The organism is Saccharopolyspora thermophila, from assembly GCF_014646075.1.
Lineage (GTDB): Bacteria > Actinomycetota > Actinomycetes > Mycobacteriales > Pseudonocardiaceae > Saccharopolyspora > Saccharopolyspora thermophila.
In genome coordinates this window covers 142166-166781 of sequence record NZ_BMMT01000013.1, presented here as the reverse complement: position 1 = coordinate 166781, position 24616 = coordinate 142166, and the positions used below count along the sequence as shown (strand labels likewise).

General features: G+C 68.3%; 23 protein-coding genes, 1 tRNA gene and 2 pseudogenes. 15 read left to right on the top strand and 11 right to left on the bottom strand.

The features are described from left to right. Positions 1–51: 51 nt before the first annotated feature. Entirely contained in the window at positions 52–879 is an 828-nt protein-coding gene (gene larE / locus IEY17_RS18335; protein WP_188989357.1) for an ATP-dependent sacrificial sulfur transferase LarE, read from the top strand. Beyond that, entirely contained in the window at positions 876–1562 is a 687-nt protein-coding gene (gene larB / locus IEY17_RS18330; protein ID WP_188989355.1) for a nickel pincer cofactor biosynthesis protein LarB, read from the top strand. Before larE ends, larB begins: the two co-directional genes overlap by 4 nt. Before the next feature lie 457 nt (positions 1563–2019). Here larB and cas6e read toward each other — a convergent pair. The 3 genes and pseudogenes from cas6e to IEY17_RS18315 form a co-directional block, all read right to left on the bottom strand. After that, a pseudogene (gene cas6e / locus IEY17_RS18325) lies at positions 2020–2767 on the bottom strand (type I-E CRISPR-associated protein Cas6/Cse3/CasE). Beyond that, complete coding sequence (gene cas5e / locus IEY17_RS18320) at positions 2758–3495, bottom strand: type I-E CRISPR-associated protein Cas5/CasD (protein ID WP_188989353.1); 738 nt, start codon at positions 3493–3495, stop codon at positions 2758–2760. The pseudogene cas6e and the gene cas5e overlap by 10 nt, the downstream one beginning before the upstream one ends. Further along, a pseudogene (locus IEY17_RS18315) lies at positions 3492–3968 on the bottom strand (type I-E CRISPR-associated protein Cas7/Cse4/CasC); the annotation flags it as partial. The pseudogene IEY17_RS18315 and the gene cas5e, both read right to left, overlap by 4 nt. 24 nt (positions 3969–3992) lie before the next feature. On the opposite strand from IEY17_RS18315, the gene IEY17_RS18310 reads away from it, so the two are divergent. Further along, the gene (locus IEY17_RS18310) at positions 3993–5276 is read left to right on the top strand and encodes a recombinase family protein (RefSeq protein ID WP_229680279.1); all 1284 of its coding nucleotides are present in this window, start codon (positions 3993–3995) and stop codon (positions 5274–5276) included. An 896-nt stretch (positions 5277–6172) separates the two neighbouring features. Here IEY17_RS18310 and IEY17_RS18305 read toward each other — a convergent pair. Continuing rightward, positions 6173–6640 (bottom strand): hypothetical protein, encoded by a 468-nt coding sequence (locus tag IEY17_RS18305; RefSeq protein WP_188989349.1) that lies wholly within the window; start codon positions 6638–6640, stop codon positions 6173–6175. Between the two features lie 251 nt (positions 6641–6891). Here IEY17_RS18305 and IEY17_RS18300 point away from each other — a divergent pair, with 251 nt between their 5' ends. Next, entirely contained in the window at positions 6892–8541 is a 1650-nt protein-coding gene (locus IEY17_RS18300) for a transcriptional regulator (RefSeq protein ID WP_188989348.1), read from the top strand. Here the strand turns inward: IEY17_RS18300 and IEY17_RS18295 are convergent. The 3 genes from IEY17_RS18295 to IEY17_RS18285 all read right to left on the bottom strand — a co-directional run bounded on the left by IEY17_RS18295 (position 8538) and on the right by IEY17_RS18285 (position 11014). Continuing rightward, positions 8538–8894 carry a signal peptidase I gene (locus IEY17_RS18295; RefSeq protein ID WP_188989346.1) on the bottom strand — a complete coding sequence of 119 codons (357 nt, stop codon included), beginning with the start codon at positions 8892–8894 and terminating at the stop codon, positions 8538–8540. The genes IEY17_RS18300 and IEY17_RS18295 overlap by 4 nt on opposite strands. Next, on the bottom strand, positions 8894–10420 hold the full coding sequence (locus tag IEY17_RS18290; RefSeq protein WP_188989418.1) for a transcriptional regulator: 1527 nt from the start codon (positions 10418–10420) through the stop codon (positions 8894–8896). The genes IEY17_RS18295 and IEY17_RS18290 overlap by 1 nt, the downstream gene beginning before the upstream one ends. A gap of 210 nt (positions 10421–10630) precedes the next feature. Next, positions 10631–11014 carry a helix-turn-helix domain-containing protein gene (locus tag IEY17_RS18285; RefSeq protein ID WP_188989344.1) on the bottom strand — a complete coding sequence of 128 codons (384 nt, stop codon included), beginning with the start codon at positions 11012–11014 and terminating at the stop codon, positions 10631–10633. 179 nt (positions 11015–11193) lie between these two features. Here IEY17_RS18285 and IEY17_RS18280 point away from each other — a divergent pair, with 179 nt between their 5' ends. The 6 genes from IEY17_RS18280 to IEY17_RS18255 all read left to right on the top strand — a co-directional run bounded on the left by IEY17_RS18280 (position 11194) and on the right by IEY17_RS18255 (position 16852). Beyond that, entirely contained in the window at positions 11194–11403 is a 210-nt protein-coding gene (locus IEY17_RS18280; protein ID WP_188989342.1) for a helix-turn-helix domain-containing protein, read from the top strand. Continuing rightward, positions 11403–11753, top strand: coding sequence for a WhiB family transcriptional regulator (locus tag IEY17_RS18275; RefSeq protein WP_188989340.1), 351 nt, complete (start codon positions 11403–11405; stop codon positions 11751–11753). The genes IEY17_RS18280 and IEY17_RS18275 overlap by 1 nt, the downstream gene beginning before the upstream one ends. Further along, positions 11750–12082: a hypothetical protein gene (locus tag IEY17_RS18270; protein WP_188989338.1), complete on the top strand. Its 333-nt coding sequence runs from the start codon at positions 11750–11752 to the stop codon at positions 12080–12082. Before IEY17_RS18275 ends, IEY17_RS18270 begins: the two co-directional genes overlap by 4 nt. Before the next feature lie 86 nt (positions 12083–12168). Continuing rightward, entirely contained in the window at positions 12169–12804 is a 636-nt protein-coding gene (locus IEY17_RS18265; RefSeq protein ID WP_188989416.1) for a hypothetical protein, read from the top strand. Then, positions 12794–14938, top strand: a complete 2145-nt coding sequence (locus IEY17_RS18260) for an FtsK/SpoIIIE domain-containing protein (RefSeq protein ID WP_188989336.1) — start codon at positions 12794–12796, stop codon at positions 14936–14938. The genes IEY17_RS18265 and IEY17_RS18260 overlap by 11 nt, the downstream gene beginning before the upstream one ends. Before the next feature lie 150 nt (positions 14939–15088). Further along, entirely contained in the window at positions 15089–16852 is a 1764-nt protein-coding gene (locus IEY17_RS18255; RefSeq protein ID WP_188989414.1) for a recombinase family protein, read from the top strand. On the opposite strand, the gene IEY17_RS18250 is transcribed toward IEY17_RS18255, so the two are convergent. After that, positions 16834–16918, bottom strand: a tRNA-Leu gene (locus tag IEY17_RS18250). The two genes, IEY17_RS18255 and IEY17_RS18250, sit on opposite strands and share 19 nt — an antisense overlap. Before the next feature lie 167 nt (positions 16919–17085). Here IEY17_RS18250 and IEY17_RS18245 point away from each other — a divergent pair. Both IEY17_RS18245 and IEY17_RS18240 read left to right on the top strand, forming a co-directional pair. Beyond that, positions 17086–18393 (top strand): M20/M25/M40 family metallo-hydrolase, encoded by a 1308-nt coding sequence (locus tag IEY17_RS18245; protein ID WP_188989412.1) that lies wholly within the window; start codon positions 17086–17088, stop codon positions 18391–18393. Positions 18394–18449: 56 nt separating this feature from the next. Further along, positions 18450–19415, top strand: a complete 966-nt coding sequence (locus IEY17_RS18240; protein WP_188989334.1) for a tyrosine-type recombinase/integrase — start codon at positions 18450–18452, stop codon at positions 19413–19415. On the opposite strand, the gene IEY17_RS18235 is transcribed toward IEY17_RS18240, so the two are convergent. Both IEY17_RS18235 and IEY17_RS18230 read right to left on the bottom strand, forming a co-directional pair. Further along, on the bottom strand, positions 19416–20063 hold the full coding sequence (locus tag IEY17_RS18235) for a VOC family protein (protein ID WP_229680278.1): 648 nt from the start codon (positions 20061–20063) through the stop codon (positions 19416–19418). 76 nt (positions 20064–20139) lie between these two features. Then, positions 20140–20502 (bottom strand): hypothetical protein, encoded by a 363-nt coding sequence (locus tag IEY17_RS18230; protein WP_188989330.1) that lies wholly within the window; start codon positions 20500–20502, stop codon positions 20140–20142. 18 nt (positions 20503–20520) lie between these two features. Between IEY17_RS18230 and IEY17_RS18225 the strand changes: the two genes are divergently transcribed. The 3 genes from IEY17_RS18225 to IEY17_RS18215 all read left to right on the top strand — a co-directional run bounded on the left by IEY17_RS18225 (position 20521) and on the right by IEY17_RS18215 (position 23711). Continuing rightward, a complete protein-coding gene (locus IEY17_RS18225; RefSeq protein WP_188989328.1) occupies positions 20521–21363 on the top strand; it encodes a glycerophosphodiester phosphodiesterase family protein in 843 nt (280 codons plus the stop codon). A 102-nt stretch (positions 21364–21465) separates the two neighbouring features. After that, on the top strand, positions 21466–22875 hold the full coding sequence (locus tag IEY17_RS18220; protein ID WP_188989327.1) for an MFS transporter: 1410 nt from the start codon (positions 21466–21468) through the stop codon (positions 22873–22875). Positions 22876–23369: 494 nt separating this feature from the next. Further along, complete coding sequence (locus IEY17_RS18215) at positions 23370–23711, top strand: RNA polymerase-binding protein RbpA (protein ID WP_188989325.1); 342 nt, start codon at positions 23370–23372, stop codon at positions 23709–23711. Positions 23712–23772: 61 nt separating this feature from the next. Here the strand turns inward: IEY17_RS18215 and IEY17_RS18210 are convergent, their stop codons facing one another. Beyond that, on the bottom strand, positions 23773–24558 hold the full coding sequence (locus IEY17_RS18210) for a polyprenol monophosphomannose synthase (protein WP_188989323.1): 786 nt from the start codon (positions 24556–24558) through the stop codon (positions 23773–23775). Between the last annotated feature and the right edge of the window lie 58 nt (positions 24559–24616).

Sequence of the window (24616 nt, the reverse complement as noted above, 5' to 3'; positions counted from 1 at the left end):
CGACGGACCCTCGTCGACCCAGGCGAGGTACTTCTCGATTGGGGTGGTGGCGTGAACCGGCTTGCCGATCCCCTTACCGACCTCACGGCCCGTATCACCGCTCTCGGCAGCGCCGTCGTCGCGTTCTCCGGCGGCGTGGACTCCTCCCTGGTCGCGGCGGTCGCGGCCATCGCGCTGGGCCGGCGGGCGCTGGCCGTCACCGCCGTCTCCCCCACGCTGGCCAGCGGAGAGCTCGACGGCGCCCGCGCAGTCGCGGCGGCGGTCGGGATCGCGCACGAGGTCGTCGACACCGCGGAGCTGGACCGCGAGGAGTACCGGCGCAACGACCGGTTCCGCTGCTACTACTGCAAAAGCGAGCTCTACGACCGGCTCGGCGAGCTCGCCGCGCGCCGCGGATACGCGGCCGTGCTCTCCGGCGCGAACGCCGACGACGTCGGAGACTGGCGACCGGGGCTGCGGGCGGCCAAGGAGCACGGGATCCGCCATCCACTGCTCGAGGCCGGGCTCGGCAAGGAGGCCGTCCGGTCGCTCGCCCGCCGGCTGGGCGTGCCCAGCGCCGACAAACCCGCATCCCCCTGCCTGGCCTCCCGGCTGCCCTACGGAACCCCGGTGAGCGCACCGGTGCTGGCTCAGGTGGACCGGGCCGAACGCGCCCTCCGGCGCCTCGGCTACCGGGAGCTGCGAGTCCGCCACTTCGGCCCCGTCGGCCGGGTGCAGGTGGCTGCCGACGAGCTCGTGCGGTTGCAGGACCCGGCTGAGCGCGCCGCGGCGGTGGACGCCGTTCTGGCGGCGGGCTACGAGCGGGTCGAGATCGACGAGCACCCGTTTCGCTCCGGTTCCCTGAACCTCACCGTGACGCCCGTGGAGCCCACCCGATGAGCACGTTCGTCCGGGTCGGGGATTTCGCCGCCCTCGACGTCGACCGACGGCACCGCACCGGTGTCTGCGAGGTCGTGTTCGGCGCGGGCAAGACGGCGGAACAGACGCTGCGACTGCTCAGGGAGCTGCGCGAGAACGACCGGACCGGCCCGGCGCTCGCGACGCGCTGCTCGGACGAGGTCCTCCAGGCCGCGCCCGAGGCGTTCCCGGGCGAGCCGGTGGGTGTGGACGCCACGGCACGCACCGTCACCGTTGGCGATCTCCCGCCCCCCGCGGGCAACGCCGTGGTCGTCACCGCGGGCACGTCCGACCTGCCGGTCGCACGGGAGTGCCTCGTCACACTCTCGGTACTCGGGGTCGGGGCACAGGTGATCGCCGACGTCGGGGTGGCCGGCCTGCACCGGCTGCTCAGCCGGCTCGACGAGCTGCGCGCCGCGGACTGCGTGGTCGTGGTCGCGGGCATGGACGGCGCCCTCCCCAGCGTGGTCGCGGGCCTCGTGCCGGCCCCGGTGGTGGGGGTTCCGACCAGCGTCGGCTACGGGGTGGCCGCCGGAGGATCCGCCGCTGCGACAGCAATGCTGTCCTCCTGCAGCCCCGGCCTGGTCGTCGTGAACATCGACAACGGGTTCGGCGCCGCGGTGCACGTCGCAAAGATCATGGGCTGGGCCCGCCGCGCCGAATGACCGACCGGTCTGCGGAATCGACGCGAGTGCAGGCTCGTCACCGACATGCAGCCAGTCAGGTGACTGTGCGTGTCGGCGGGCTGGGCAATCTCCACGTCGATTTGCTCGGCGTCCATCCGGCGTGTGGGAGGACTCGCCGCGAGCCAGCGGCAGTACTGGGACGCCCTGAAGGCTGCACTGGCGCCGATTGCTGGCCGCCTACGTCGACCCCGGACCGCGAACCATCCCCGCGTGTGCGGGGCCGATACTTCGTGAACTGCGGTTTGGTCAGCCCTGACGGTCCTCTTGCGTTATTGGGGGAAACTGCGTGAGGCCATGTCGTGGTGGTCTCTGATCGCTGCATGGTTGCGGTCAGTGAACACCGCCCGCAGGTTGCCGCAGACTTTCTCCCCGCGAAGCGGGGCCTACTTCACTCCGTTGGCACCGAGCCAGATTTGGTATAGACCAGCGGGTGCGTCTATGGAATGGACCTTGAGGTGTGGGGCGGCGGCTCAGTTGGGTGAGGCGATGCTCGTTGCATGGATGCCGGTGGGGCGAGGCTGAAGAGTCCGCAGCCGTAGGCTTTGGCACGGCCGATGCCGTGTTGCAGGGCGTGGGCGAGGGCGGTGGGGTCGGTGACGGTGAGGTGGCCGTCGTAGCGGACCGGGCTGATGGTGATCTTGCGGCGTCGCGATCCGGAGACGGTCTTGTAGCCGGTGAGTGGGGGCGGGGCGCTGAGAGCGACGTCGGGTCCGTGGGCGCCTGCGTCGGGAAGGGTGAAGCCGCATCGTTCGCCTTGTCGGATGAGCCACGCGAGTTGTTCGTCTGGATCGTGCAATGGCACGCGGCGCCCGCGTCCGCGTGGCGGCAGGGAGCCGGATTCAGGGAAAGCGGCTTTGGTCGGATTCCCAAGCAGGCGGAAAGCGAAGCGTCGGCCAGGTTGCAGGGCGGCGAGTACGGGTTGCAGGCAGCGGACTAGAGCGCGGTCTCGGAGGTAGCCGTAGGGCAATCTGGTCCAGTCGGGATGAAGTTTGCTCTGGACGTAAAGTGTAGCCCTGCGGCGTGGTGTCCAGGCGCCAGAGGATCCCGTGTTCCTGACGAGCGGCGGTGCCTGCGGGAAGTGCAGGGAAGGCAGACATGACGGTGCGGTGCATGTCGTGGACGTTGGCGCAGTCGGTGCGGAAAGCGCGCGAGTTGCTGTTGATCGGGAGTTTGCTCAGGAACACGCGTGGCCTCCGATCAGAGCCTCGGTCAGGGTGACGTGGCCGTGGCGCACCGTACGGGAGGTGTGCTGCCGTTGTCCGTGGGCGAACGAGATCGGGTGGTCGTGCCGCAGCTCTGCCTCGGGATCTGAGGCCGGTACGTCATGGATGGTGCGCAGCTGGACAGGCCGGTCGCTGTAGCGGGCCTGTTGGCGTTGGTCCGGCCGGTGCTCGAGCCAGGGGTGGGTGTCGAGGACTTGCTCGAGAGGTTCGTTCAGCAGTCCGGTGCCGCAGGTTTCTCGTCGGTGGGGTGGTTCGAGCAGGGGACTGGCCGGGACGAACGCCTTGCGGCCGAAGTACAACGGCCACTGGGGACGGAGGATGGCGCTCTCGAGCTCAGTGAGGAGTTCCCGCGGACCGTGCAGAGCGACGAGGAACAGCGCATCCGCAAGGTAGTAGCGTTCACTGACCACGGTGCGGTGCCCGGTGCCGTGGGTGTTGGGAACGTTCTCGGTGACGTGGTAGTCGCGTTCGACGAGACCTTCGCGGTCGACCCGCACACCCATCTCGAGTGCGGCGAGCTCGGCGATGCCGGCGGCGTCAGCCCGGTCAGTGCCGCGAGCGGCGGCGAGCAGGCCGACGATGCCGGACTTCGTGGGCTCGGTGGCGGTGTCACGGTGTATGAACTTCGAGCGCACGCCCCAAGACTGCAGTGGAGCGTCGATGCGCAGTGCCAGCGTTGCCGTGGTCATGCGGCTTGCTCCAGGGCGGCTCCTAGGGTGCGGTCAACCAGCTCATTTAGAGAGGTAGCCGTGTCGCTGCCCTCAAGTGCTGGTAGTTCGCTGGTGGCGGCCGCAGCGATGACCTTGCGCAGCTCGTCGTCACCGTAGAACCCGCGCAGTCGGGAGAAGTGGTCCAGCATGCGCCTGGTGGATTCGCCAAGGAGATCGTCGCCGATCACGGGACGGAGGAAAGCGTTGGCGAGGTTCCATGCCCCGTGGTCACGCACCACGGTGAGCAGCGTTTCGGGCTTGGTACGTGCGGCCGTGGAGTTCTGCTTGCCGCTGGGATTGGCGTTGACGAACGCGCGCAACCATGCACCAGCGGTGCGTGCGATCAGGTCCTCGTCACCGCGAAGGTTCTTGGCTAGCTGGCCGAGGGCGAGATTGGCGTAGCGGTCGTAGCACGCGGCGTTGAAGTCGACGGTGCCGATCATGTCGGCTCCGGCTTCTTCTTCGGGTCACACAAGATGCTGATGAGCATGCTCGGCGGCATGAGTGAGTCAGAGCGCCAGCACGTGCAAGCCCGCGTGCGGGCGGCGATGGATGCCCAGGTGCTCAACGAAGGCCGCCACCAGGGTGGGCGGGCACCTTACGGCTACAACGTCGTCGACGGTGGGCCGCACCCCAACCCGCGCAAGGCGACGGAGGGCTACCGGCTGCGGGTGCTGGAAATCGACGAAGCATCGGCCGCGGTGGTGAGACGCATCTTCGCAGAGTATTTGAATGGCAAGGGTGACCGGGCCATCGCCAACGGACTCAACCGCGACCGCATCCCCTGCCCATCGGCTCGTCGACCAGAGCAGAACCGTCACAGGCTCGCCGACGGATGGCAGGCCAGCACGATCCGATCGATCCTGGAAAACCCCCGCTACACCGGCTACGCCTTTTTCGGACGCTGGACCCGTCAGGAAACCCTCCTCGACCCCGACGACGTCGCCGCCGGACACGTCATCCGATTCCGCCGAGCCAGTGCCGACCGCGTGGTGCGCTCACGCCGACCGGCCCACCCGGAGATCGTGGACGTGGAGACCTTCACGCAGGCGCAACTGATGCGCCGATCCCGATCGGCGGGCGGGAACCGCAGAAGAGCCAAGCTGGAACGCACCCGCAGTTCCGGATCGCGGAACTACCTGTTTCGAGGTCTCGTGCGCTGCGGGCTCTGCGGACGCAAGATGCACGGAGCCGTCATCCGCAAGCACGAGATCTACTACCGGTGCCTTGCCCGCACGCTCGCTCCCGGATCGGAGGCACTGGCGGACCACCCACGGACGGTCAACCTGCGTGAGATCGACCTGCTGGAGCCGTTGAACGGCTGGGTCGGCCTCCTGTTCACCCGCGAAAACCTCGACCGGACCGTGGCAGCGCTCGTCGGCTCACAAGCCGACGGCAACCGCCAGGCAGGCCAGCAGGAGGCAGCGAAGAAGCGCCTGACCGAGGCGACCACCCGGTTGCACCGGCTCCAAGCAGCCATCGAAGCGGGCGCGGACCCCGCCGCCTTGATCGAAGCAATCAACACAGCCCAAGCCGAGCGAGCCGCCGCGCAAGCCGAGCTCGACAACACCCCCGTCGCGCACACGCTCAGCGACGCCGAAATCCACGCGATGATCGATTCACTGGGGGACGTCGGCGCGGCACTCAAGGACGCCAAGTCCGAGAAGCTGAGCTGCCTCTACGAGAGCCTGGGCCTCCACCTAACGTACAGACCACACGCGCGTAATCGTGGAGGCCACGATCACGCCGCGTGTGGTTAGCGCGCGTGTCCGAGGGGCGAGTTGCACACTAACCACACGCCTCCGCCTTCCCGACGCTCGCTGAGGCCGGGTGCGGGTTCGCTGTCCAGCCTGTCCCGCCGAAATCCCACCCGGGACACCTCGGCGGGACAGGCGAAAAAGCTTTGTGACCTGCAAAAACGTCGGCATGTACACACCCGGGACAAGTGCTCCTGCGTGTCCCCATGTGTGCCCGAAAAGCGCCCGAAGGCGGGTCATGTGGTGACCGGCTCGAGGCACTGCTACCTGTCCCATCTAGGTTTAGGCCGCTTGGCCGGGCGCGCAATGCCGTGGGCTTCCGCAAGGTCGGTTACGGCCGCCAGCACATCTTGAATCGCTGGCCGCGGGTCGGTGCCGCTGCTTAACGCTCGCCGTACGGCCACCATTGCGGTGTCGACACGGTCGATAGCCTCCCATGAGAATGCATGACCAGACTGGAGCCGGGCTCGGCGGGCGCGTTGTCTGCATGCTGCTCCGTGGTATCGCGCACGCCGTCCACGTGACGAACGTGGCGGTAGCGGCTTGCCGCATCCCAAGCACACGCCAGCAGACATCGACCGTCCCCCATCGTGAGGAAACTCGTGACGCCCGCCTGAGGCGCAGTCACCATCACGGCAAGTGTCAGAACATTCTCGGAGCCGTGGCCGAAGTCTCGGCGGGCGTCGGTTGCTTCGCCTAGAGCCGCCAAAGTCCCTCAAGCACCGCTTGCAGGATCTCGACGGAAGGTGTCGAGAACCCGCTGTTCGTGGGCCTGCTCAGTTTGGCCAACGGGAGAATGCGAGTTGGCAGATCCGGGTTCAGATCGCCGCTCCAGGCGGTCACGTAGCCGCCAGGTTCGTGGTTGAGGCTGTGCCTACTCACCGGTTCCGCGATCGCGGTCATGCGCCGAACTGCTCGATCACGAGGTTCTGCGTGCCCTGCTCGCGGATCAGCGCGGCGAGCTGGTCCAACGTCTTCGCGAGCATTTCGCGGTCCTCTGTACTGCAACGTCCCTGGGGCAAGTAGTAGGCGGCGTCGTCGAGAAGCCACTGCGCCTTGCGCAGAACGACCGCGAGCTTGCCGTCCTCGGGGCTCGTTGACGCAGGTTGTCTCGTCTCGTCGGTCGCCGCCGCGAGTCTCAACAAGCAGGCGCTGCAGGGCGCGCACGCTGGAGCTTTGCCCGAGTCCGGCGGACTGGTCGGGTCAGCGGCTTCCTCGATATCCGAGGGATGGAACTTCAGACCACACCACGCCTGGACCTCGCCATCCTCGCTGGTCGGCGCAGCGCAGTGGGCGACGCGCAGCGAGTCGACCACGACGCCCGGCTTGAACTGGAACCACTTGATCTGTTCCGTCGATGCGTCCACGGGTGATCTCCAATCCTGGTGGGCCGCGGCCAGAGCCGAGCCATCCAAGGCACGGGCTCTGGCCGCGGTCCGTGTCCGGCGACGGTCGAGGGGCGCGGGCGCAACGCCGCCGGACGACTTGGGGTGACCGCGCGTGAGCGGTTCGCGTCAGACTGAAATCATGTTTACATCAGCGCTCGATCAGCGGAACGACCTGGACACGACCTGCTGACGACATAAGGCGACCCCCGTAGCGCGGACGGGAGACAGCGATGCAGACGGCACGCACGGTGCTCGAACTGAAGATCAAGGAACGGCGTCAGACGCTTCAGGAGTTCGCCGAGTACGTGGAGCGCTTCGCTCGCGAACACAACGAACCTGGAACGCTCAGCGTCCGTCACCTACAGCGGTTGGCCTCGGGGCGCGGGCCGAACGGCCAGCCCCTTGGTCAGCCCCGCGCTGCAACCGCCCGGTTGCTCGAACGGATCTTTGGTCTCAGCATCAATGAGCTACTTCTGCCGCCGGATGGGCCAACATCCGGAGGCACGGTCCCCAACCAGTTGAAAGACGGCTCGTCACCCACTGAGCCCGGGCAGGCGAACATCCTCGGTGCAGGCCGCCGCATCCCACCCTCTCCTGCTGTGCAGACGCCCGAAACGCGCGTCGACATGTCCACGTCATTCGTTTGGCTGGACGAACACGTCGGCTGGAGCCCCGACACAGCTCGCCGAAAGGTGATGGCCCGCCTGAGGAAGCTGGACATTGATGATCTGCTCGATCTGCACTCGCGGCGCGGCAGGGTTCGGCGGAGCGAGATCGCGCATGCGCTGTCGACGTACTACCGAGACGGTATGCCGGGCTACGACGTTTACCGCACGCGCTGCGGAAATCGGGAGATCCGGACAAGCATCCTCACCCAGCCGACCTGGCTGGATCTTGCGTGTCCGCTCGGCGAGGGCAGCGATCGGCTTACGTTGAGGACCGCGCCAGGTGCCAGCACAGTGTGCGAGGAGCATGCCGTGAATCGGCTCGCGGAAGCCGCTGCGCTTGGCGTACGAGTCGCGAATGTGCCGCTCTATCGCCTCTTGAGCGCCGACGTCAGCAAAGGTGCGATCACGGGTTCTGTGGGTGTCGCCTCGTTCGTCGAGTACGCCGTGACCATGGATTTGCTCGAAAAGGAATTGATGGATGCGATTGGCGGAACATCCCTAGTACTCCCCCACGATGTGCTGCCGCTGCGGGGCACGTACCTGCCGAACATTGCGTCGGTACTCGATCTTTCCAGTCGATTGTGCGCGGGAGGCGTGCTCGCGTTGTGTGCAGTTGCCCGACCCGCAGATCCATACCGGGGTGGACGGGACTACGCACTGCTGATCCAGCAAAGATCCGGTCATGTGCTCAATGCTGCGCGTCGGCTCGCGGTGATCCCGAAAGGATTCCACCAGCCGATGACTGATGTGGGCGCTGACGCACAATTGAGAACAACGTTGCTACGCGAGATGGAAGAGGAATTGTTCGGGCGGAGCGAGGTCGATAACACGATCGACACTCCCCGCATGGCGGCTCCCCTACATCCTGGCCGTTTGTCCGAACCGATGCGGTGGCTCATGGAAGATCCCACCCGCATGCGGATGGAGTGCACAGGTTTCGGACTGAATCTCGTCAGCGGAAATTATGAGTTCGCGTGCCTGGTCGTTATTGATGATGAGGAGTTCTGGGCACGGTACGGCGGGCAGGTCGAGGCCAACTGGGAGTCAGCCGGACTTCGCCTTTACTCCAGTATGGACGATCATCTCGTCGCCAAGCTGATCATCGACGAGGCGTGGAGCGACGAAGGACTTTTCGCGCTGTTGCAAGGAGTTCGCCGACTTCGACAGGTTGGAGACGACCGCGTGAACCTGCCCGCCGTGGAATGGTTCTAATTGGAAGCCGACGGCCAGCGGACGGTGACAACGACAGAGTCCGTGATGGCCTCCCAGGAATGATCGATTCCTGGTCCCCAGACTGCATAGTCACCCTGTTTGACCAACTCCACCGTGCCCTCGGTGAGGTGCAGGCGGAAGTTGCCCTGCACCAGCAGCAGCATGGTCGTCCGCTGGTCGTCAGTGGTCCACCCGTCGGGGCGTTTCTCGCCTGCTGAGTGAACGCCCCACTTCACTTCGACGTCTCTCGTTGACCGCACGCCTTCGGAGGGGTCGATGAAGTGGCCGAGCACCCAGCCACGGGTTTCGCTGCCGTCTTCAGCAGCGTTGCCGTAGTGCCAATTCCGGCTCATTACCACACCTCCCATTCGATCGGCGGCAAACTCACTCGTTCACCGCCGATTTGGCCGAGTCGTCGAAGGCCCTGAAGCAAGGCGAACAGTCCTTCGTTGCTCCACGCTACATCACGAACCAGCTCGCCGAGCAGGTCCCCGTCCAGGCTGGAGTATTGCCGGAGTCCTGCCGATTCCCAGTTCGCCTCGACTCGCCCTCCGTAACGCGCCCAGAACTCCTCGTCGTCGATGACGATCAGGCTGGGGAACTCGAAATTCCCGCTGAGCAGGTTCAGGCCGAATCCGGTGCACTCCATGCGCAGAACGCCCGGTTTCTCCATCAGCCACCGCATCGGTTCGGACAGGCGGCTCGGGTGCATCGGATCGGCGGTCCGCTGGTCACCAACGGTGCTGTCGATGTCGTCGCGCCCGAACAGCTCCTCTTCCATCTCGCGCCGCAGCGTCGCGCCCACCTGAGCATCGGCGCGCAGATCCGTCATCGGCTGGTGGAAGCCCTTCGGGATCACAGCCAGTCGACGCGCGGCGTTGAGGACGTTGCCCGAGCGTTCCTGCACCAGGAGGACGTAGTCCGCTTCACCTCGGAACGGGCTCGCGGGGCGGGCGATCGCGCACAGGGCGAGTGGCCCACCGGCGCACAGCCGACTGGAGACGTCGACCACGGACGCGATGTCCGGCAGGTACTTGTCCCGCAGCGGTAGAGCTGTGTGCGCCGAGCCGGCATCGGTTGCGATCGCGTCGATCAGCTCGCCTTCGAGCAGGTCCATCGTCACGGCGTACTCGACGAACCGTGTGACGCCGACCGATCCACGGATCGAGCCGCGGGAAACATCCACGCCGAGCAGCTGGTACAGCGGCATGTCGACAAGCCTGGTGCCCATGGCCAGCGTTTCCGCTAATCGCTGAGCTGCCCGTCCAGCGGCGTCATCATCGAGCGACAGGTCAGCCGCGGCTGCTCTGGTAATCGTCAGGCGGTCATGCGACGCGATCAGCGGGCATTCCAGGTCGAGCCAGTCTGCCCTGGTCAGGATGCTCGTCTCTGCCTCGGTGTCGCTGCCGAAGCGGGCGACGTACCTGCCGTGGCTACCTGTCCGCTCGCCGTAGTACCTGCCGAGCACTTGCGCGACGCTTCGTTGGTCGACGCGCCCGCGACGGCTTGCCCGGCTCTGAAGTTCCCCCACGTCCAGCCGCGCCAGCCGTGCGGCGACATCGCGCCGACTGGTGCCCGGCTCCCGGCCAGCGTGCTCGTCCAGCCACTCCAGCGCCGCGCCGATATTGGGATCGGTGCCGAGCCGCAGTTCAGCGTCCGGCGCCGCCTGGTCGTCGGTGGGCGTGTCCGCGGGCTTGGCCTCGGCAGCGTCGCTGATCAGCTGGGCGAACCGTGCTGCGACCGGTGGTGGTGCCTGTTCAAGCGCCGTGTCGAGCAACTGCTGCATCTCAGTTTTGGGCACCAGGGTGAGTTTCTTGTGCCACCCGCTGACTGTTCGGACTGCAATTCCCAGGTGCTCCGCGAATGCCTCGTTGCTCATTCGCAGTGCCGCCTGCAGCGCGCACGCCGTGCGACCTGTCCAGCCGGTCACCAATTCCCTCACGCCGCTCCCCCTGCCGCTGGTTCGTGCACTGGATCTGCACCGCTCGTGCACCGGATGTGCATCGCTGACGCATGGGTTGCCCAGCGGTTCCGCAATGCAATTGAAGGCATGGAAGACGTCCGGTCCGGCAAGCGGAATCACCACACCTCAGCGGTTCTCGCGGACCTGGTCGAGCACCTCGGCGAGATCGCTCTTGAGGTCGTCGAGCCGCTCGGTGATCTCGACCATGCGCTGTTCGAGAGCGTCCAAACGGGACCACACCGTCTCCGGGCCGACCGAGGTCGGCTCGTCGGGCTCAGGCGGTTTTCGACCGTGCAGCACGGAATGCAGGTGCTGCGGGTGCCAGCCCAGCGCCACCGACAGCGACTCCAGCGTCCGAGCGCTCCGGCGGCGCTCGACGACGTGGTGCTGGATCTCGCGGACGATCGCCTGCGAGACGTTCGAGCGCTCGGCAAGCTCCTTCTGCCGCCAACCAAGCTCGCGAACGCGCTCGTTGATGGCTCTGGCGACTGCCGCCCAATCTTCCGACACGTATTCCTCCGCGCTCCGCCTCGGTGCAGAGGTTAGCCGTTCCGTGCCGCATTCCGTGACATGACCGCGCACAAAAGCGCGGTTGGGACTTCACGCGCCATTGTGCGCTGAAATCATTAGAAATTCGCTGAAATCATCTCTCAATCCCGCCTGAAGGGCTTTCTTCAATGGGGACCGATATGTCCAAGAACGGGCGGCCGGTGTTTCTCACCGTCCGCAAGGCTGCCTGGATTCTCAGCGTCGATCCGTCGACGATCTCCCGTGCGATCCGGCTCGGCACGCTGCGCACCGCGCGGCGGAACGGCCGCCGCGTGATCCCCGCCAGCGAGGTGGTCCGCCTACTGAGCAAGCCGACCGACGGCGCGGCGCAGGACGGGGGTCGGCAGTGATGACTTCTCACAACGACGTCCGCTTGGTGGGTATCGCCCGGCGGCTGGACCGGCTGCGCTGGGTGCCGAGCGCCCTGCTTGCCCATGCAGTGCTCCGTGACGGCATGTGCATGTCAGGAAGCTCAGAGGACGAACCCGGGTGGGCCAACGAGCCGATGACGGACCGGGAGCTCGCGGCGCGGATGTGCGCGGGCTGCCCGGTCCAGGACGAATGCCTCGAACTGGACCTGCGCGTCGCGGGGAAGGACACCGCCGGCGTCTGGGGTGCTCTGCCCGAGGACGACAGGCGCGCGCTGTACCCGCACTGGCATCAGCGCGGGAAGCGTGCCGAAGGGGGTGCTGCACAGTGACGCTGCAACTGACCCCCGTCGAGATCCTCGCCGCGATCGGCGGCCTGATCGTCCTGGTCATGGTGTGGCGGGCGAGTGCGCGGGCCACGCGGCGAGCCACCGAGGCCGCTCGGGCGAGCGTGCGGTTGGTCTCGCTCGCCGGGCGGGTCGTGGTGACCGCCGCCGCGATCGTCGGCGTGCAGTGGATCGTGATCACGCACCCCGGCAACACGACCCTGCTGCTCACAGTGCTTGGTGTTCCGGCCTTGTTCGCGTCGTACACGCTGACCAGAGCACTCACCGTCACCGCAGCAGACGTGCCGCAGCACCGGAAAGGACGGCGTCGATGAACGCGCCGCCCGTGGTCAACGGGGATGGGCGGCGGGTGCCACCCACCCCGGCCGAGGCCGAAGCTGTCGAGCAGGTGCGCAAGCAGATGGACCGGTTGTGCTGGACCGGCATCCTGCTGGGCCTGGCGTTCACCATGACCAACGTCCAGAGCTTCGCCGCGAACGGCGCGGTCGCCTGGTCGCTGCCGTGGCTGGCGGCGTGGCTGCTGGACCCGATGGTGTCACTGATGTTGTTGGCAATCCTGCGGGCCGAGCAGGTCACGGCCCGCTACGGCATCCGTACCAGCGGATGGGTGCGCGGGGCGAAGTGGTTCACGCTCGCGGCCACGTACGTGATGAACACCTGGGAGGCGTACGCGGCTGGGGCGGCGGACATGGTGGTGCTGCATTCCGTGCCGCCGCTGGTGGTGTTCGTCGCCGCTGAGGCCGTGACCGACCTTCGGGAAAAGCTCCGCGAAGCAGTCCGGGCAACGGTCACGAACGCCGGGGCTGTTAGCCCGGACACGGACTCCGAGCAGGCACCCGAACCAGCTCGCGACCGGCCGCCGAAAGCCAAGCGGCGGACGTCCTTCGACGAGTACCTGCGCTGGGCGCGGGAGGCGTGGAACACGGACGTGACGGTCACACCCGCCTGGATTCGGGACGTCACCGGCTGCTCGCGTGGCTTGTCGTCGTGGCTGGCCGCCTCGCTGTCGGCCGAGGTGAGCGCCGATGACCGGTGAGACGCTTCCTGCTCCCGGACAGTCGCGGGAGGTCGAGCGGCACATCTTCGACGCCGAGCTGGTCGACGATGACCCGCTGCGCGAGCCGCACCTGAACCTGCGACGACGGTTCATGAACTGGTGGCAGCGTTCATCACGCGTGCCCGCCGCGTTGAAGTCGCGACAGGCTTTGAGGGGCACGGCTGTAGACGCTGTGGCGTTCATGGTGCGGTCGCCATGGCGGTTCATCAGCGCAGTCGGGCGGGGCGTGGCCGCGGCGGCCCGGAGCTGGCGGAGGTGGGTGCGCGTGCACGACTACCGCGAGGCCGCCGAGCAGTCCGACAAGCTCGCAGACAAGTTCACTGAAATCCGCGCCCTCACGCTGTTCCGCTGGAAGGTCACCGGCATCGTGGCAATGGCCACTGCCGCAGCGGCCACCGTGTCCTACGTCGTGTACGGCGGCCGGGTTCTCTGGATCGCAGCCGGCATCGGCTCGGTGGTACTGGCGGTGTTCGGACGCCGCAAGGACGGCGCACCTGGCCGTAAACCCGTGCTGGCCGGACCGCGGGCGCTGACCTGGACCATGGACCCGCAGGTGCTGGTCGACGCCTTCCGGGACGCGAAGCTGATCGGCAAGGACGAAACACTGCGCCTGGTCGAGCGTGCCGCACACGACGGCGCAGGTTGGGCCGTCACCGTCGACCTGCCCGCCACCCGCAAGGCCGCCGACGTCATCAGGCACCGCGAGGCGCTGGCCTCGGCGCTGGCGGTCGATGAGTTGCAGCTGATCGTCGAGCGAGTACGCGGGCGCGGTGGGCACGCCGGTCGGGTGTTCCTGTGGGTCGCTGACGAGGCCCCCTACTCCGGGCCTCCGTTGCGCTTCCCGCTGCTGGACGCGGAGTGCTGGGACGCGTGGCGGCCAATCCCTTTCGGGCGCGACGCGCGCAACCGCCGCATCGACCTGCCGGTGGTGTGGACGTCGCTGATCGTGGGGGCGATTCCGCGGCAGGGCAAGACGTGCGCGACCCGGCTACCGGCGGCTGGGCTGATCCTCGACCCGTGCACGCAGCTCTACGTCTTCGACGGCAAGGGCGGTAAGGACTGGAAAGCAGCCGAAGCCGTCGCGCACCGCTACGTCTGCGGTGACGAGCAGGAGCACGCCGAAGCGGTCCGGGACTACCTGGTCGAGCTGGTCGCCGAGGTGCAGGCGAGGTTCTCCCGGATGTCAACGCTGGATGACGAGATCTGCCCGGAGTCGAAGATCACCCCGCAGATCTCCCGGGACCGTGACCTGGGCATGCCGATCACGGCGGTGATCATCGACGAGGTCCAGGTGTACCTGGAGAACCCGACGCGGCTGGAGATCGAGGGCAAGCGGACGACGCTCGGGGCGTACCTCGCGGACCTGCTGACCTACCTGGCTCGCAAGGGGCCGGCGGTCGGCATCGTGGTCATCCTCGCCACCCAGCGCCCGGACTCGAACACCATCCCCTCGCGGCTGCGGGCCGTGCTGGGATCGCGTTTCGCGCTGCGGGTGATGGACTGGCGGGACTCGAACATCGTGCTCGGCGAGCAGATGAACACCCGCGGGTTCGACGCCTCCACGCTGCTGCCCAGTCACAAGGGTGTCGGCATCCTCCGCCCGGACGGCGACACCGACGCCGGGGCCGACACGGTCGCGGTCACGGTGCGCACGTTCTACATGGACAACGGGGAGTGGCGCACGATCTGCGAACGAGGGCGCGCTCTCCGGGAAGCAGCCGGAACCCTGACCGGACACGCCGCAGGAGACGACAGGCCACGGGCGATCGACCAGGCGGCGGTCGCGAAGGCGCTCGGCGCCGGCACCGACGGCGGCGTCCCGGTCGAGCTGCCGGAACCGCTCGCCTCGGTCGTCGAGTACCTCGGCGACGACCTGGATCGGCGCGAGTTCGTCCCCACGGCCGAGCTGACCGAAGCGCTGGACGTGGAACCGAGCGTGTTCGCGCGGGAAATGGGGCGGCTGGAGTGCCGACCGACGCGGCACCGAGTCCCCGACGCGACAGGAGAGGTGCGCCGGGTCCGCGGCTACTTCACCGCCGACATCCGAGCGGCGCTCGACCGAGTGAGGGATGAAATCAGCTCGACCGATGAGGCGGGAGCTGGTCAGTCATGACGGCCGACGATCGCGGCTCCGAGCGGATCACGGTGCGGTTTCCGCCTGAACCGCCTGTGCTGACGAGGCAATCTAGTCGCATACTGCTTGCCATACTGGTCGAGCTGACCGAGATCGAGGCCCCGGATGGGCCGCCAGGGAAGGGAACACATGACTGTTGATATCAGCGGTGACCCGTGGGCGACGCTGGATGATCTGCTGGGTGTTGAGGTGGTCGATGCTGTGGAGGAGGGCATTGGGCCGGTGGCGTTCTATGGGCGGTGTTCCACTGAGGACAACCAGGATCCGGAGACCTCGCACGGGTGGCAGGTGAACAATGCGCGGAAGTTCATCGAGCCGTTGGGTGGGACGATTGAGGCTGAGTTCTTTGATGTTGGTCAGTCGCGTTCGGTGCCGTGGGAGCGCCGCCGGGAGGCCAGTCGCTTGCTGGCGGCGTTGAAGGACCCGCGCCGTGGCTGGAGTGCGGTGGTGGTGGGGGAGGGGACTCGGTGCTGGTTCGGTAACCAGTTCTCTCTGATTGCGCCGAAGTTCGCCGCCTATGGCGTGGATTTGTGGGTGCCGGAGCTGGGTGGGAAGTTCGACCCGCGGAATCCGTCGCACACGATGTTGATGAGCATGCTGGGTGGGATGAGTGAGTCTGAGCGTCAGCATGTGCAGGCGCGTGTGCGGGCGGCGATGGATGCTCAGGTGCTCAACGAGGGTCGCCACCAGGGCGGCCGGGCACCGTATGGCTACAACGTGGTTGATGGTGGTCCGCACCCGAACCCGCGCAAGGCCGCCGAAGGATACAGGCTGCGGGTGTTGGAGATCGATGAGCAGGCGGCGGAGGTGGTGCGGCGGATCTTCGCCGAATACCTCAGCGGCAAGGGTGACCGGGCCATCGCCAACAGCCTCAACCGCGATGGTATTCCGTGTCCGTCGGCGCGGCGGCCGGAGCAGAACCGGCACCGGCTGGCCGACGGCTGGCAAGGCAGCACCGTCCGGTCGATCCTGGAGAACCCCCGTTACACGGGGTACGCCTTCTTCGGCCGTTGGGTCCGGCAGGAGACCCTGCTCGACCCCGATGACGTCGCCGCCGGGCATGTGGTCCGGTTCCGCCGGGCCGGTGCTGATCGTGTGGTGCGCTCGCGACGACCGGCGCACCCGGCGATCGTCAGTGTGGAGGACTTCACTCGGGTCCAGCTGTTGCGTCGGTCGAAGGGCGCGGCCGGGTTGCGGACGGCTCGCAAGGCCGAGCGGAGCGCTCGCCCCACCAAGCGGGCGTACCTGTTCCGGGGGCGCATCCGGTGCGGGGTGTGCACGCGGAAGATGGAGGCCAGCCCGCGTGCCCACGGCATGTACTACCGGTGCCCGGCCCGGACCCTGGCGCCCGGTTCGCCCGCGTTGGCCGAGCACCCGCCCGCGGTGTACCTGCGCGAGGACGTGATCCGGGACGAGATCAACACCTGGCTTGGTGGCCTGTTCGCTCCGGAGAACATCGATCAGACCGTCGCGGCGCTGCTGGCGTCCCAGGAGGTACCGCGCGCCACATCCACCACCGCGGAGACGGCGAAGAAACGGCTCGCGGACGCTGAAGCTCGGTTGCGGCGGTTCCAGGCGGCGATCGCTGCCGGTGTCGATCCAGCGGCGTTGATGGAGGCGATCAACGAGGCCCAAGCCGAACGCGCCGCAGCCCGCGCCGAGCTGGACGACGAACGTGCACCCAACGCGCTCTCGAGCGCAGAGATCCACGCGATGATCGATTCACTTGGCGACGTCGGTACGGCGCTGTCGAACGCCAAGCCGGACCGGCTGGCGAGCCTCTACGAGGCCGTTGACCTGCAGGTCCGGTACGAGCCGACCGAACGGGTCGCCCAAATAACTATTCACCCGGCAAGCCGGGTGAATAGTGTGCGTGTCCGAGGGGGGACTTGAACCCCCACGCCCTTAATCGGGCACTAGCACCTCAAGCTAGCGCGTCTGCCATTCCGCCACTCGGACATCTCGGGTCACCCCTGTCCCGCAGGGGCTCCCGCTGTGTTGTGCCCATAGATTAGCCCATGGTCATCCGGGGCCCAACGGGACCCCCTCCTGGCGGCTTCGGGTGGTAGAAATGCCTGGTGAGCGAGCGCAACGAAGGTACTTCCGGTAGTGATCTCGATCCTGGGTTGAAGGTCGCCCAGGAGGAGGTCGTGGAGCTGGCCAGCGAGCTGATCCGCATCGACACGACCAACACCGGTGATCCCGCGACGCTGGTCGGCGAGCGGGCCGCCGCCGAGTTCGTCGCCGCGAAGCTCAGTGAGGTCGGGTACGAGGTCACCTACGTCGAGTCCGGGGATCACCCAGGGCGGGGCAACGTCATCGCCCGGCTGCCTGGGGCCGACTCGTCCCGCGGCGGGTTGCTGGTGCACGGACACCTCGACGTCGTGCCCGCCGATCCTGCCGAGTGGTCGGTGCACCCGTTCTCTGGTGCCGTGCAGGACGGCTACGTGTGGGGTCGCGGGGCCGTCGACATGAAGGACATGCTGGCCATGAGCCTGGCCGTGGCCCGGCGGTTCAAGCGGGACGGGATCGTTCCGCCGCGCGACGTGGTGTTCGCGTTCCTCGCCGACGAGGAGGCTGGCAGCTTCCACGGGGCGCAGTGGCTGGTCGACCACCGACCGGAGCTGTTCGAGGGCTGCACCGAGGCGATCAGCGAGGTCGGCGGGTTCTCCGTCACCCTCAGGGACGGTGTGCGTGCCTACCTGGTGCAGACCGCGGAGAAGGGCATCCGCTGGCTGAAGCTGCGGGTGCGGGCCCGGGCCGGGCACGGCTCGATGGTGCACGACGACAACGCCGTCACCAAGCTCTCCGAGGCCGTGGCCAAGCTCGGCAAGCACCGGTTCCCGCTGGTGCTGACCGACTCCGTGCGGGAGTTCCTGGAAGGCGTCACCGAGATCACCGGCTGGGACTTCCCGGAGGACGACATCGAGGGCGCCGTCGCCAAGCTCGGCAACCTGTCCCGGATCGTCGGCGCCACGCTGCGCGACACCGCCAACCCGACAATGCTCACCGCCGGGTACAAGCACAACGTGATCCCCTCGGTGGCCGAGGCCGCCGTGGACTGCCGGATCCTGCCCGGCCGCGAGGAGGCGTTCGAACGGGAGCTCGCCGAGCTGCTCGGGCCGGACGTGGAACGCGAGTGGGTCGGGCTACCGCCGGTGGAGACCCGATTCGAGGGCCGGATCGTCGACGTCATGACGTCGTCGCTGGTCGCCGAGGATCCCGGGGCCAAGGCGCTGCCGTACATGATGTCCGGCGGCACCGACGCCAAGGCGTTCAGCCGGCTGGGCATGAGCTGCTACGGGTTCGCGCCGCTGAAGCTGCCCGCCGACCTGGACTTCGCCGCCCTGTTCCACGGCGTCGACGAGCGGGTCCCGGTCGAGGCGCTGCAGTTCGGCACGCGGGTGCTCGACCGGTTCATCCGCAACAGCTGAACTGTCGGTCCCCTCTGGTTACATCATCCCCGAGTTGATCATCGGGGAGGTGCCGAGTGGACCTGGCGCGGCTGATCGAGACCTACCTGGAACACCTGCAGGCCCGCAAGCTCGCGGCGAACTCACTGCGCGCGTACCGGCGCGACCTGGAGTCGGTGGCCGGTGAGCTGGTTGAGCTCACCGGTATCGACGCCGACCGGCTTGCCGTGGAGCGGGTCACCGCACCGGTGCTGCGCTCGGCCTTCGCCCGGTTCGCCGCCACCCGGTCGGCGTCGTCGGTGACGCGAGCCTGGTCGACCTGGAACGGCTTCTTCGGGTTCCTGGTGGTGGAGGGTGCCGTGCCCGGCAACCCGATGCAGGTGGTGCCCAAGCCGCGCAACGCCCCGGCCACGCCCAAACCGCTGCAGGGCGAGGACACCCCGGAGCGGTTGCTGCGGACGGTGGCCGCCGGCGCCCGGCGCGCGCGGAACCCGTGGCCGGAGCGCGATCTCGCGGTGCTGTCCACGCTGCTGTGCACGGGAGTGCGCTCCGCTGAGCTGCTGGAACTCACGATCGGATCGTTGGCCGGGCGTCCCGGGGACCGCCGCCTGCACGTGCACGGTAAGGGCGGGAAGAACCGTTCCATCCCGATCGAGGACACCCTGGACCAGCTGATCCAGAGCTACCTGCGGACCAGGCGGGCCCGGTTCGGCGACCGGCTGCCGGGTGGCGCCCCGCTGTTCGTCGATCACCGTGGTCAACCGCTGCGCCGCGGTGGGCTGCAGTACCTGGTGCGGCAGTCGTTGCGGGCCGCCGGGGTGTCCGACCGGGTGCAGCCGGGCGCGATGGTGCATGCGCTACGGCACACCTTCGCCACGCGGCTCGCCGAAGACGGCGCGAGCGCCGCCGAGATCGCCAAGCTGCTCGGGCACTCCTCGATCAACTCCAGCCAGACCTACATCGACGTCACCGCGCGCGAGCAGCGGCTGTCGGTGCGGGCCAACCGGACGTTGCGGGTGCTCGGGGAGTTGGCGGGCAGGTAGTCAGCCGCCCCAGGAGGTTGCGGTGGTCAGGCCGACCAGGGCGTCCGAGGGGTCGCGGACCAGGAGCGCATCGCCCAGCAGGGGGTGGTCGATGCGCTCGGCGAGGGTGCCGCCGAGCCTGGCCACCCGGTCGGCGGCGTCGGTGACGTCCTCGACGGCGAAGTAGCACAGCCACCCGGTCGGTTGGCCTTCGGTGCGGGACGCCAGCGGCCGGTCGCCCACCACGTAGTCGACACCCGGCTGTTCGGTGCGCACCGTCCAGTTCAGGATGTCGGCCCAGAACGCGTCCGCGCGGTTGGGATCGCTGGTGCGCAGCTCCACCCAGCACGGTTCGCCGGGGCGGGGTCCGGGCGCCCACGGCCCGTGCTGGGCGCGGCCTCGAGCCATCAGGGCGGTCGTGTCGTCCGGTCCGGTGAGGGTCCCGTCGTGGGCGGCTCCGGCGAACACCAGCCGCCAGCCTGCGGGCTCGCCCGCTCGGGGGGAGCGGATCGTCGCGCAGCGGCGCTCCCCCACCCAGCAGTCGATACCGGCGCGGGTGACCGCCGCCGACCAGTCGAGCAGTTCTCGGTAGAAAACCGCCGCGGCCACCAGGTCGGAGGTCAGGAGGTCGACGCGGCGCAGGCCGCGGACCGTGGGACGTGAGGACACCGTCGCTTCCTCGCCACCGCTGGAGACCAGTTCATCCTGGCCATCCCGACCGGCCGGCACAATGCTCCGTTCGTCCTTACCTGAGCCGTTCCAGCTGGACGGCCACGTCGACCACCTGCACGGCCAGTTTGCGCAGCTCCGCGTAATCGGCGGCGTCGTCGACGGCGGTGACCACGTCCTCGGCCGCGCAGCGCAGCTGGAACAACCGGTCCCGCAGGTCCGCCAGCTCGGCGGCCGAGAGGACCACCGCGTCCTCCGGCAGGCCACCGCGCTGCACGGCCGTGCGCCGCTCGTAGGCCCGCTGACGACAGGACTGCGTGCAGTACAGCCGGGGCCTGCCCTGCCGACCGGAGTCGGCAACGCGTCGCCCGCACCACGCGCAGTGGCGTTCGGCGCGCTGCCGACCGGCAGCGTGACGGACGGGCGGCGAGGATTCCACGATCGATCACGGTACCCAATGGCCCTGCCTGCACCGCGCAGGCGCGCCGATCAGGCAGAGTGTCTGATCGTGACCCACCCTTTCCTGCTCGGCCCCCGGCCCCGCGCGTTTGCCCACCGCGGCTGGCACCTCGGGGAGCTGCACGACATGGAGAACTCCTTGAGCGCCTTTCGGCGCGCCGTGGCGGAGGGCTACCACTACATCGAGACGGACGTGCACGCGACGGCCGACGGTGTCGTGGTCGTCAATCACGATCCGACGCTGGAGCGCACCACCGACGGCCGCGGGGTGATCGAGCGGCTGCCCTGGTCAGTGGTGGGTTCGGCGTTGATCGGTGGCCGGGAACCGGTGTGCCGCCTGGACGACGTGCTGGAAGAACTGCCGGAGACGTTCTTCAACATCGACGTCAAGGAGGATTCGGCGGTCGTCCCGGTGCTGCGTACGGTGCGGGCGCACAACGCCTGGGACCGGGTCTGCCTGGCCTCCTTCCGCGAGCACCGGGTGGCGAGGCTGCGCCGCCTCGGCGGGCCGCGCCTGCTGACCTCGGCGGGGCGCCGTTCCGCCGCGCTGCTGTGGCTCAGCTCGCGGGTGGGCGGCGGCGGGTTCCGGCCGCTGGTGGCCGGTGCGGCCGCGCAGGTCCCGGTGGGGCTGGGCCGGCTGCTGCCCGTGGTGGACGCGCGGTTCGTGCGACAGGCCCACCGCTGGGGAATCGAGGTGCACGTGTGGACGGTCGATGACGCCGCCGAAATGCGCGCGCTGCTGGACCTCGGGGTCGACGGCCTGGTCACCGACCGGCCGGACGTGCTGAGCGAGGTGCTGCGGGAGCGCTTCGGCGAACCAAGGGCGGACATCCCCGGCTGAGTGGAACTACGCATTGTCCACGCGCGGACCGCCGCAGTATTCGTGGAGCCAGTAAAGTCCGGTTACCCCCAATCGAGTGACATTGGCCGGAGGACCGAACGGATGAGCGTGATGGACAGCGACCTGGCACCGGACGCCGCGCGCAGGCGGCGGCGGGAACAGCGGGGCTGGTGCTGGTACGACTGGGCCAACTCGGTGTTCCCGACCTCGGTGACGACGGTCTTCCTCTCGCTCTACCTGACCTCGGTGGCCACCGAGGGCGCCAGGGCGGACGTCGCCCGCAACGGGCTGAACCCATGTCCCGGGGGCAACGCGCTGGTGCAGTGCGACATCTCGATCTTCGGTCTGACCTTCCCGGCGGGTTCGCTGTGGGGCTACCTGCTGTCGGTGGCCACCGTGGTGCAGGTGGTGGTCCTGCCGATCACCGGCGCGATCGCGGACCGGACGCAGAGCAAGCGGCTGATGCTGGCGGTCTTCGCGTTCGGCGGCGCCGGCACCACCGCGTTGCTGGCGCTGGTCGGCGGGCAGGACTGGCAGCTCGGGGTGGTGCTGTTCATCCTGGGCAACATCTGCTTCGGCGCCTCCGTCGTCGTCTACTACTCGTTCCTGCCGGAGATCGCCGACGCCGACGAGCGCGACCAGGTCTCCTCGCGCGGGTGGGCGATCGGCTACCTCGGGGGCGGCCTGGCGCTGGCGATGCACCTGGTGATCTACCTCGGCCACGACGCGGTCGGCATGGACTCCGACACCGCGGTGCGCCTGGTGTTCCTGTCCTCCGGCGTCTGGTGGGCGGTGTTCACGCTGCTGCCGCTGACCGCGCTGCGCCGCCACCAGGCGCCGGAGGGCAGTGAGCGGGGCACGTCGGCGGTGACCGCGGGGTTCAGGCAGCTGCTGCGCACGTTCCGGCAGGCCCGGCACTTCCCGCTGACGCTGGCCTTCCTCGGGGCGTACTGGATCTACACCGACGGGATCTCCACGGTCTCCCAGGTGTCGGCGCAGTACGGCAGCCTGGAGCTGAAGCTGCCGCAGGACTCGCTCATCATCACGCTGCTGATCGTGCAGTTCATCGCTTTCGTCGGCGGCATGCTGCACGGGACGCTGGCGCGACGCATCGGCGCCAAGAAGACGATCCTGATCAGCCTGGCCACCTGGCTGGCGGTGCTGGTGGCCGCCTACTTCGTGCAGGCCGGGCAGGACCTGCAGTTCTACGGGTTGGCCGTGGGCATCGGGTTGGTGCTCGGCGGCACCAACGCGCTGTCCCGGTCGCTGTTCAGCCAGATGGTGCCGCCCGGGCGGGAGGCCGAGTACTTCTCGCTCTACGAGGTCGGTGAGCGGTCCACGTCGTGGCTGGGGCCGCTGGTGTTCGCCGGGGTGGGCCAGGCCACCGGCTCGTTCCGGCTGGCCATCATCTCGCTGGTGGCGTTCTTCGCCATCGGCCTGGTGCTGGTGTCGCTGGTGCCGGTGCGGCGGGCGATCGAGGCCGTCGGCAACCGGCCGCCGAAGATCCTGTGATCCCCTGTGCGGGGGGGCGTCGTGCGCGGTGCGTGACGACTCGGGATCGGGTCGCCACGACCGCCCCGTTGCTCCATGCTGGTGATAGAGCGCCCAGGTTGTCTGCGTGATCGGAATATGCCAGTACGCAGCGTTGTGTCGACAGGAAACCAGATGCCACTACATTCTGTTATCGATTTTTGCAGCGATCCTGCGGTCGGGGTCGTGATCTGTGTCCCACTCCTGCCGTTTTCCCGGGACCCCGTTTGGCCTTAGTGACCCCACATCTGGCACTATCACCCGTTCGAACGCACCTATAGATTGCAAGTGGGATAACGCGTCACGAACGCGGACCGACTGCATCTCTAGGGAGAACGCCGTCGTTGACGAGTGAACAACGTCACCGACGGCAACCAGTAGCACCACATCGGGAACAGACGCCGGGTCCCCCGTCGTTGCACTCGGTGAGCACAACCGCCCGGGCTCGGCCCCGGGCCGAAGGGAAAGGAACCGTCATGGCCGACCGCGTTCTGCGTGGCAGCCGGCTCGGAGCGGTGAGCTACGAGACCGACCGCAACCACGACCTCGCACCGCGCCGGACGGTGCGCTACGCCTGCCCCAAGGGCCACGAGTTCGAAGTGCCGTTCTCCGACGACGCCGAGGTTCCGCCGACCTGGGAGTGCCGCCTGCACGGCACCGAGTCGAAGATCGTCGACGGCAGCGAGCCAGAGCAGAAGAAGGCCAAGCCGCCGCGCACCCACTGGGACATGCTGCTGGAGCGGCGCACCATCCCCGAGCTGGAGGAACTGCTCAACGAGCGGCTGGCGCTGCTGCGCGAGCGGCGCGGCCAGGTCTGACCGCACCCACCACCGAAGCGCCTGGGCCCACCCCGGGCGCTTTGCCGTGTCCGGGCCCGCGTCAGCGCCTCCGGATCAGCTCCAGCGCCTGGTTGCCGCGGCGGCGCAACCCCCACCTGGTGACCCGCAGCAGCGCCTCGCGGACCACCGCACCACTCATCTTCGAGCTGCCGTGCTCCCGCTCGACGAAGGTGATCGGCACCTCGACGACCACGAACCCGGCCTCCAGCGAACGCCAGGTCAGGTCGACCTGGAAGCAGTAGCCCTGCGAGGCGACGGTGTGCAGCCTGAGCGCCCGCAGCACCTCGTGCCGGTACACCCGGAACCCGGACGTGATGTCGTTGATGGACAGTCCGAGGGCGACCTTGGAGTAGATGTTGGCGCCGCGCGAGAGCACCTCGCGGTACCAGGGCCAGTTCACCACCCGGCCGCCGGGCACGTAGCGCGAACCCAGCACGACGTCGGCCCCCGCCCCGTCGGGACCGAGCATGCTGAGCAGCCGCGGCAGGTCCTCCGGGGAGTGCGAGCCGTCGGCGTCCATCTCGACGACCGCCTGGTAGTCGCGGGCCAGCGCCCACTCGAAACCGGCCACGTAGGCCGCGCCCAGCCCCGCCTTCGCCGAGCGGTGCAGCACGTGCACCCGCTCGTCCTCCGCGGCCAGCCGGTCGGCCACCTCCCCGGTGCCGTCCGGGCTGCCGTCGTCGACGACCAGCACCTCCGCCGTGGGCAGCGCGCGGAACAGCCGCCGCACGATCGGCTCCAGGTTGTCCCGCTCGTTGTAGGTGGGGATCACCACCAGCACCGAGCCCGGGTCGGCACCGCCACCGGGGGCTTGCCGGTTCGCCATCCTCGTGTCCTCCCAGCCGGTCCGGGCCGGACCGGCAGTGCGTTCGTTCTCGATCGGG

What these genes read in the sequence shown, in the direction of transcription:
- larB (WP_188989355.1), top strand. Translation starts at nt 876, where the DNA reads ATGAGCACGTTCGTCCGGGTCGGGGATTTCGCCGCCCTCGACGTCGAC.
- cas5e (WP_188989353.1), bottom strand. Translation starts at nt 3,495, where the DNA reads ATGACCACGGCAACGCTGGCACTGCGCATCGACGCTCCACTGCAGTCT.
- IEY17_RS18310 (WP_229680279.1), top strand. Translation starts at nt 3,993, where the DNA reads ATGCTGATGAGCATGCTCGGCGGCATGAGTGAGTCAGAGCGCCAGCAC.
- IEY17_RS18300 (WP_188989348.1), top strand. Translation starts at nt 6,892, where the DNA reads ATGCAGACGGCACGCACGGTGCTCGAACTGAAGATCAAGGAACGGCGT.
- IEY17_RS18295 (WP_188989346.1), bottom strand. Translation starts at nt 8,894, where the DNA reads ATGAGCCGGAATTGGCACTACGGCAACGCTGCTGAAGACGGCAGCGAA.
- IEY17_RS18290 (WP_188989418.1), bottom strand. Translation starts at nt 10,420, where the DNA reads ATGAGCAACGAGGCATTCGCGGAGCACCTGGGAATTGCAGTCCGAACA.
- IEY17_RS18280 (WP_188989342.1), top strand. Translation starts at nt 11,194, where the DNA reads ATGTCCAAGAACGGGCGGCCGGTGTTTCTCACCGTCCGCAAGGCTGCC.
- IEY17_RS18275 (WP_188989340.1), top strand. Translation starts at nt 11,403, where the DNA reads ATGACTTCTCACAACGACGTCCGCTTGGTGGGTATCGCCCGGCGGCTG.
- IEY17_RS18265 (WP_188989416.1), top strand. Translation starts at nt 12,169, where the DNA reads ATGGACCGGTTGTGCTGGACCGGCATCCTGCTGGGCCTGGCGTTCACC.
- IEY17_RS18260 (WP_188989336.1), top strand. Translation starts at nt 12,794, where the DNA reads ATGACCGGTGAGACGCTTCCTGCTCCCGGACAGTCGCGGGAGGTCGAG.
- IEY17_RS18255 (WP_188989414.1), top strand. Translation starts at nt 15,089, where the DNA reads ATGACTGTTGATATCAGCGGTGACCCGTGGGCGACGCTGGATGATCTG.
- IEY17_RS18225 (WP_188989328.1), top strand. Translation starts at nt 20,521, where the DNA reads ATGGCCCTGCCTGCACCGCGCAGGCGCGCCGATCAGGCAGAGTGTCTG.
- IEY17_RS18220 (WP_188989327.1), top strand. Translation starts at nt 21,466, where the DNA reads ATGAGCGTGATGGACAGCGACCTGGCACCGGACGCCGCGCGCAGGCGG.
- IEY17_RS18215 (WP_188989325.1), top strand. Translation starts at nt 23,370, where the DNA reads ATGGCCGACCGCGTTCTGCGTGGCAGCCGGCTCGGAGCGGTGAGCTAC.
- IEY17_RS18210 (WP_188989323.1), bottom strand. Translation starts at nt 24,558, where the DNA reads ATGGCGAACCGGCAAGCCCCCGGTGGCGGTGCCGACCCGGGCTCGGTG.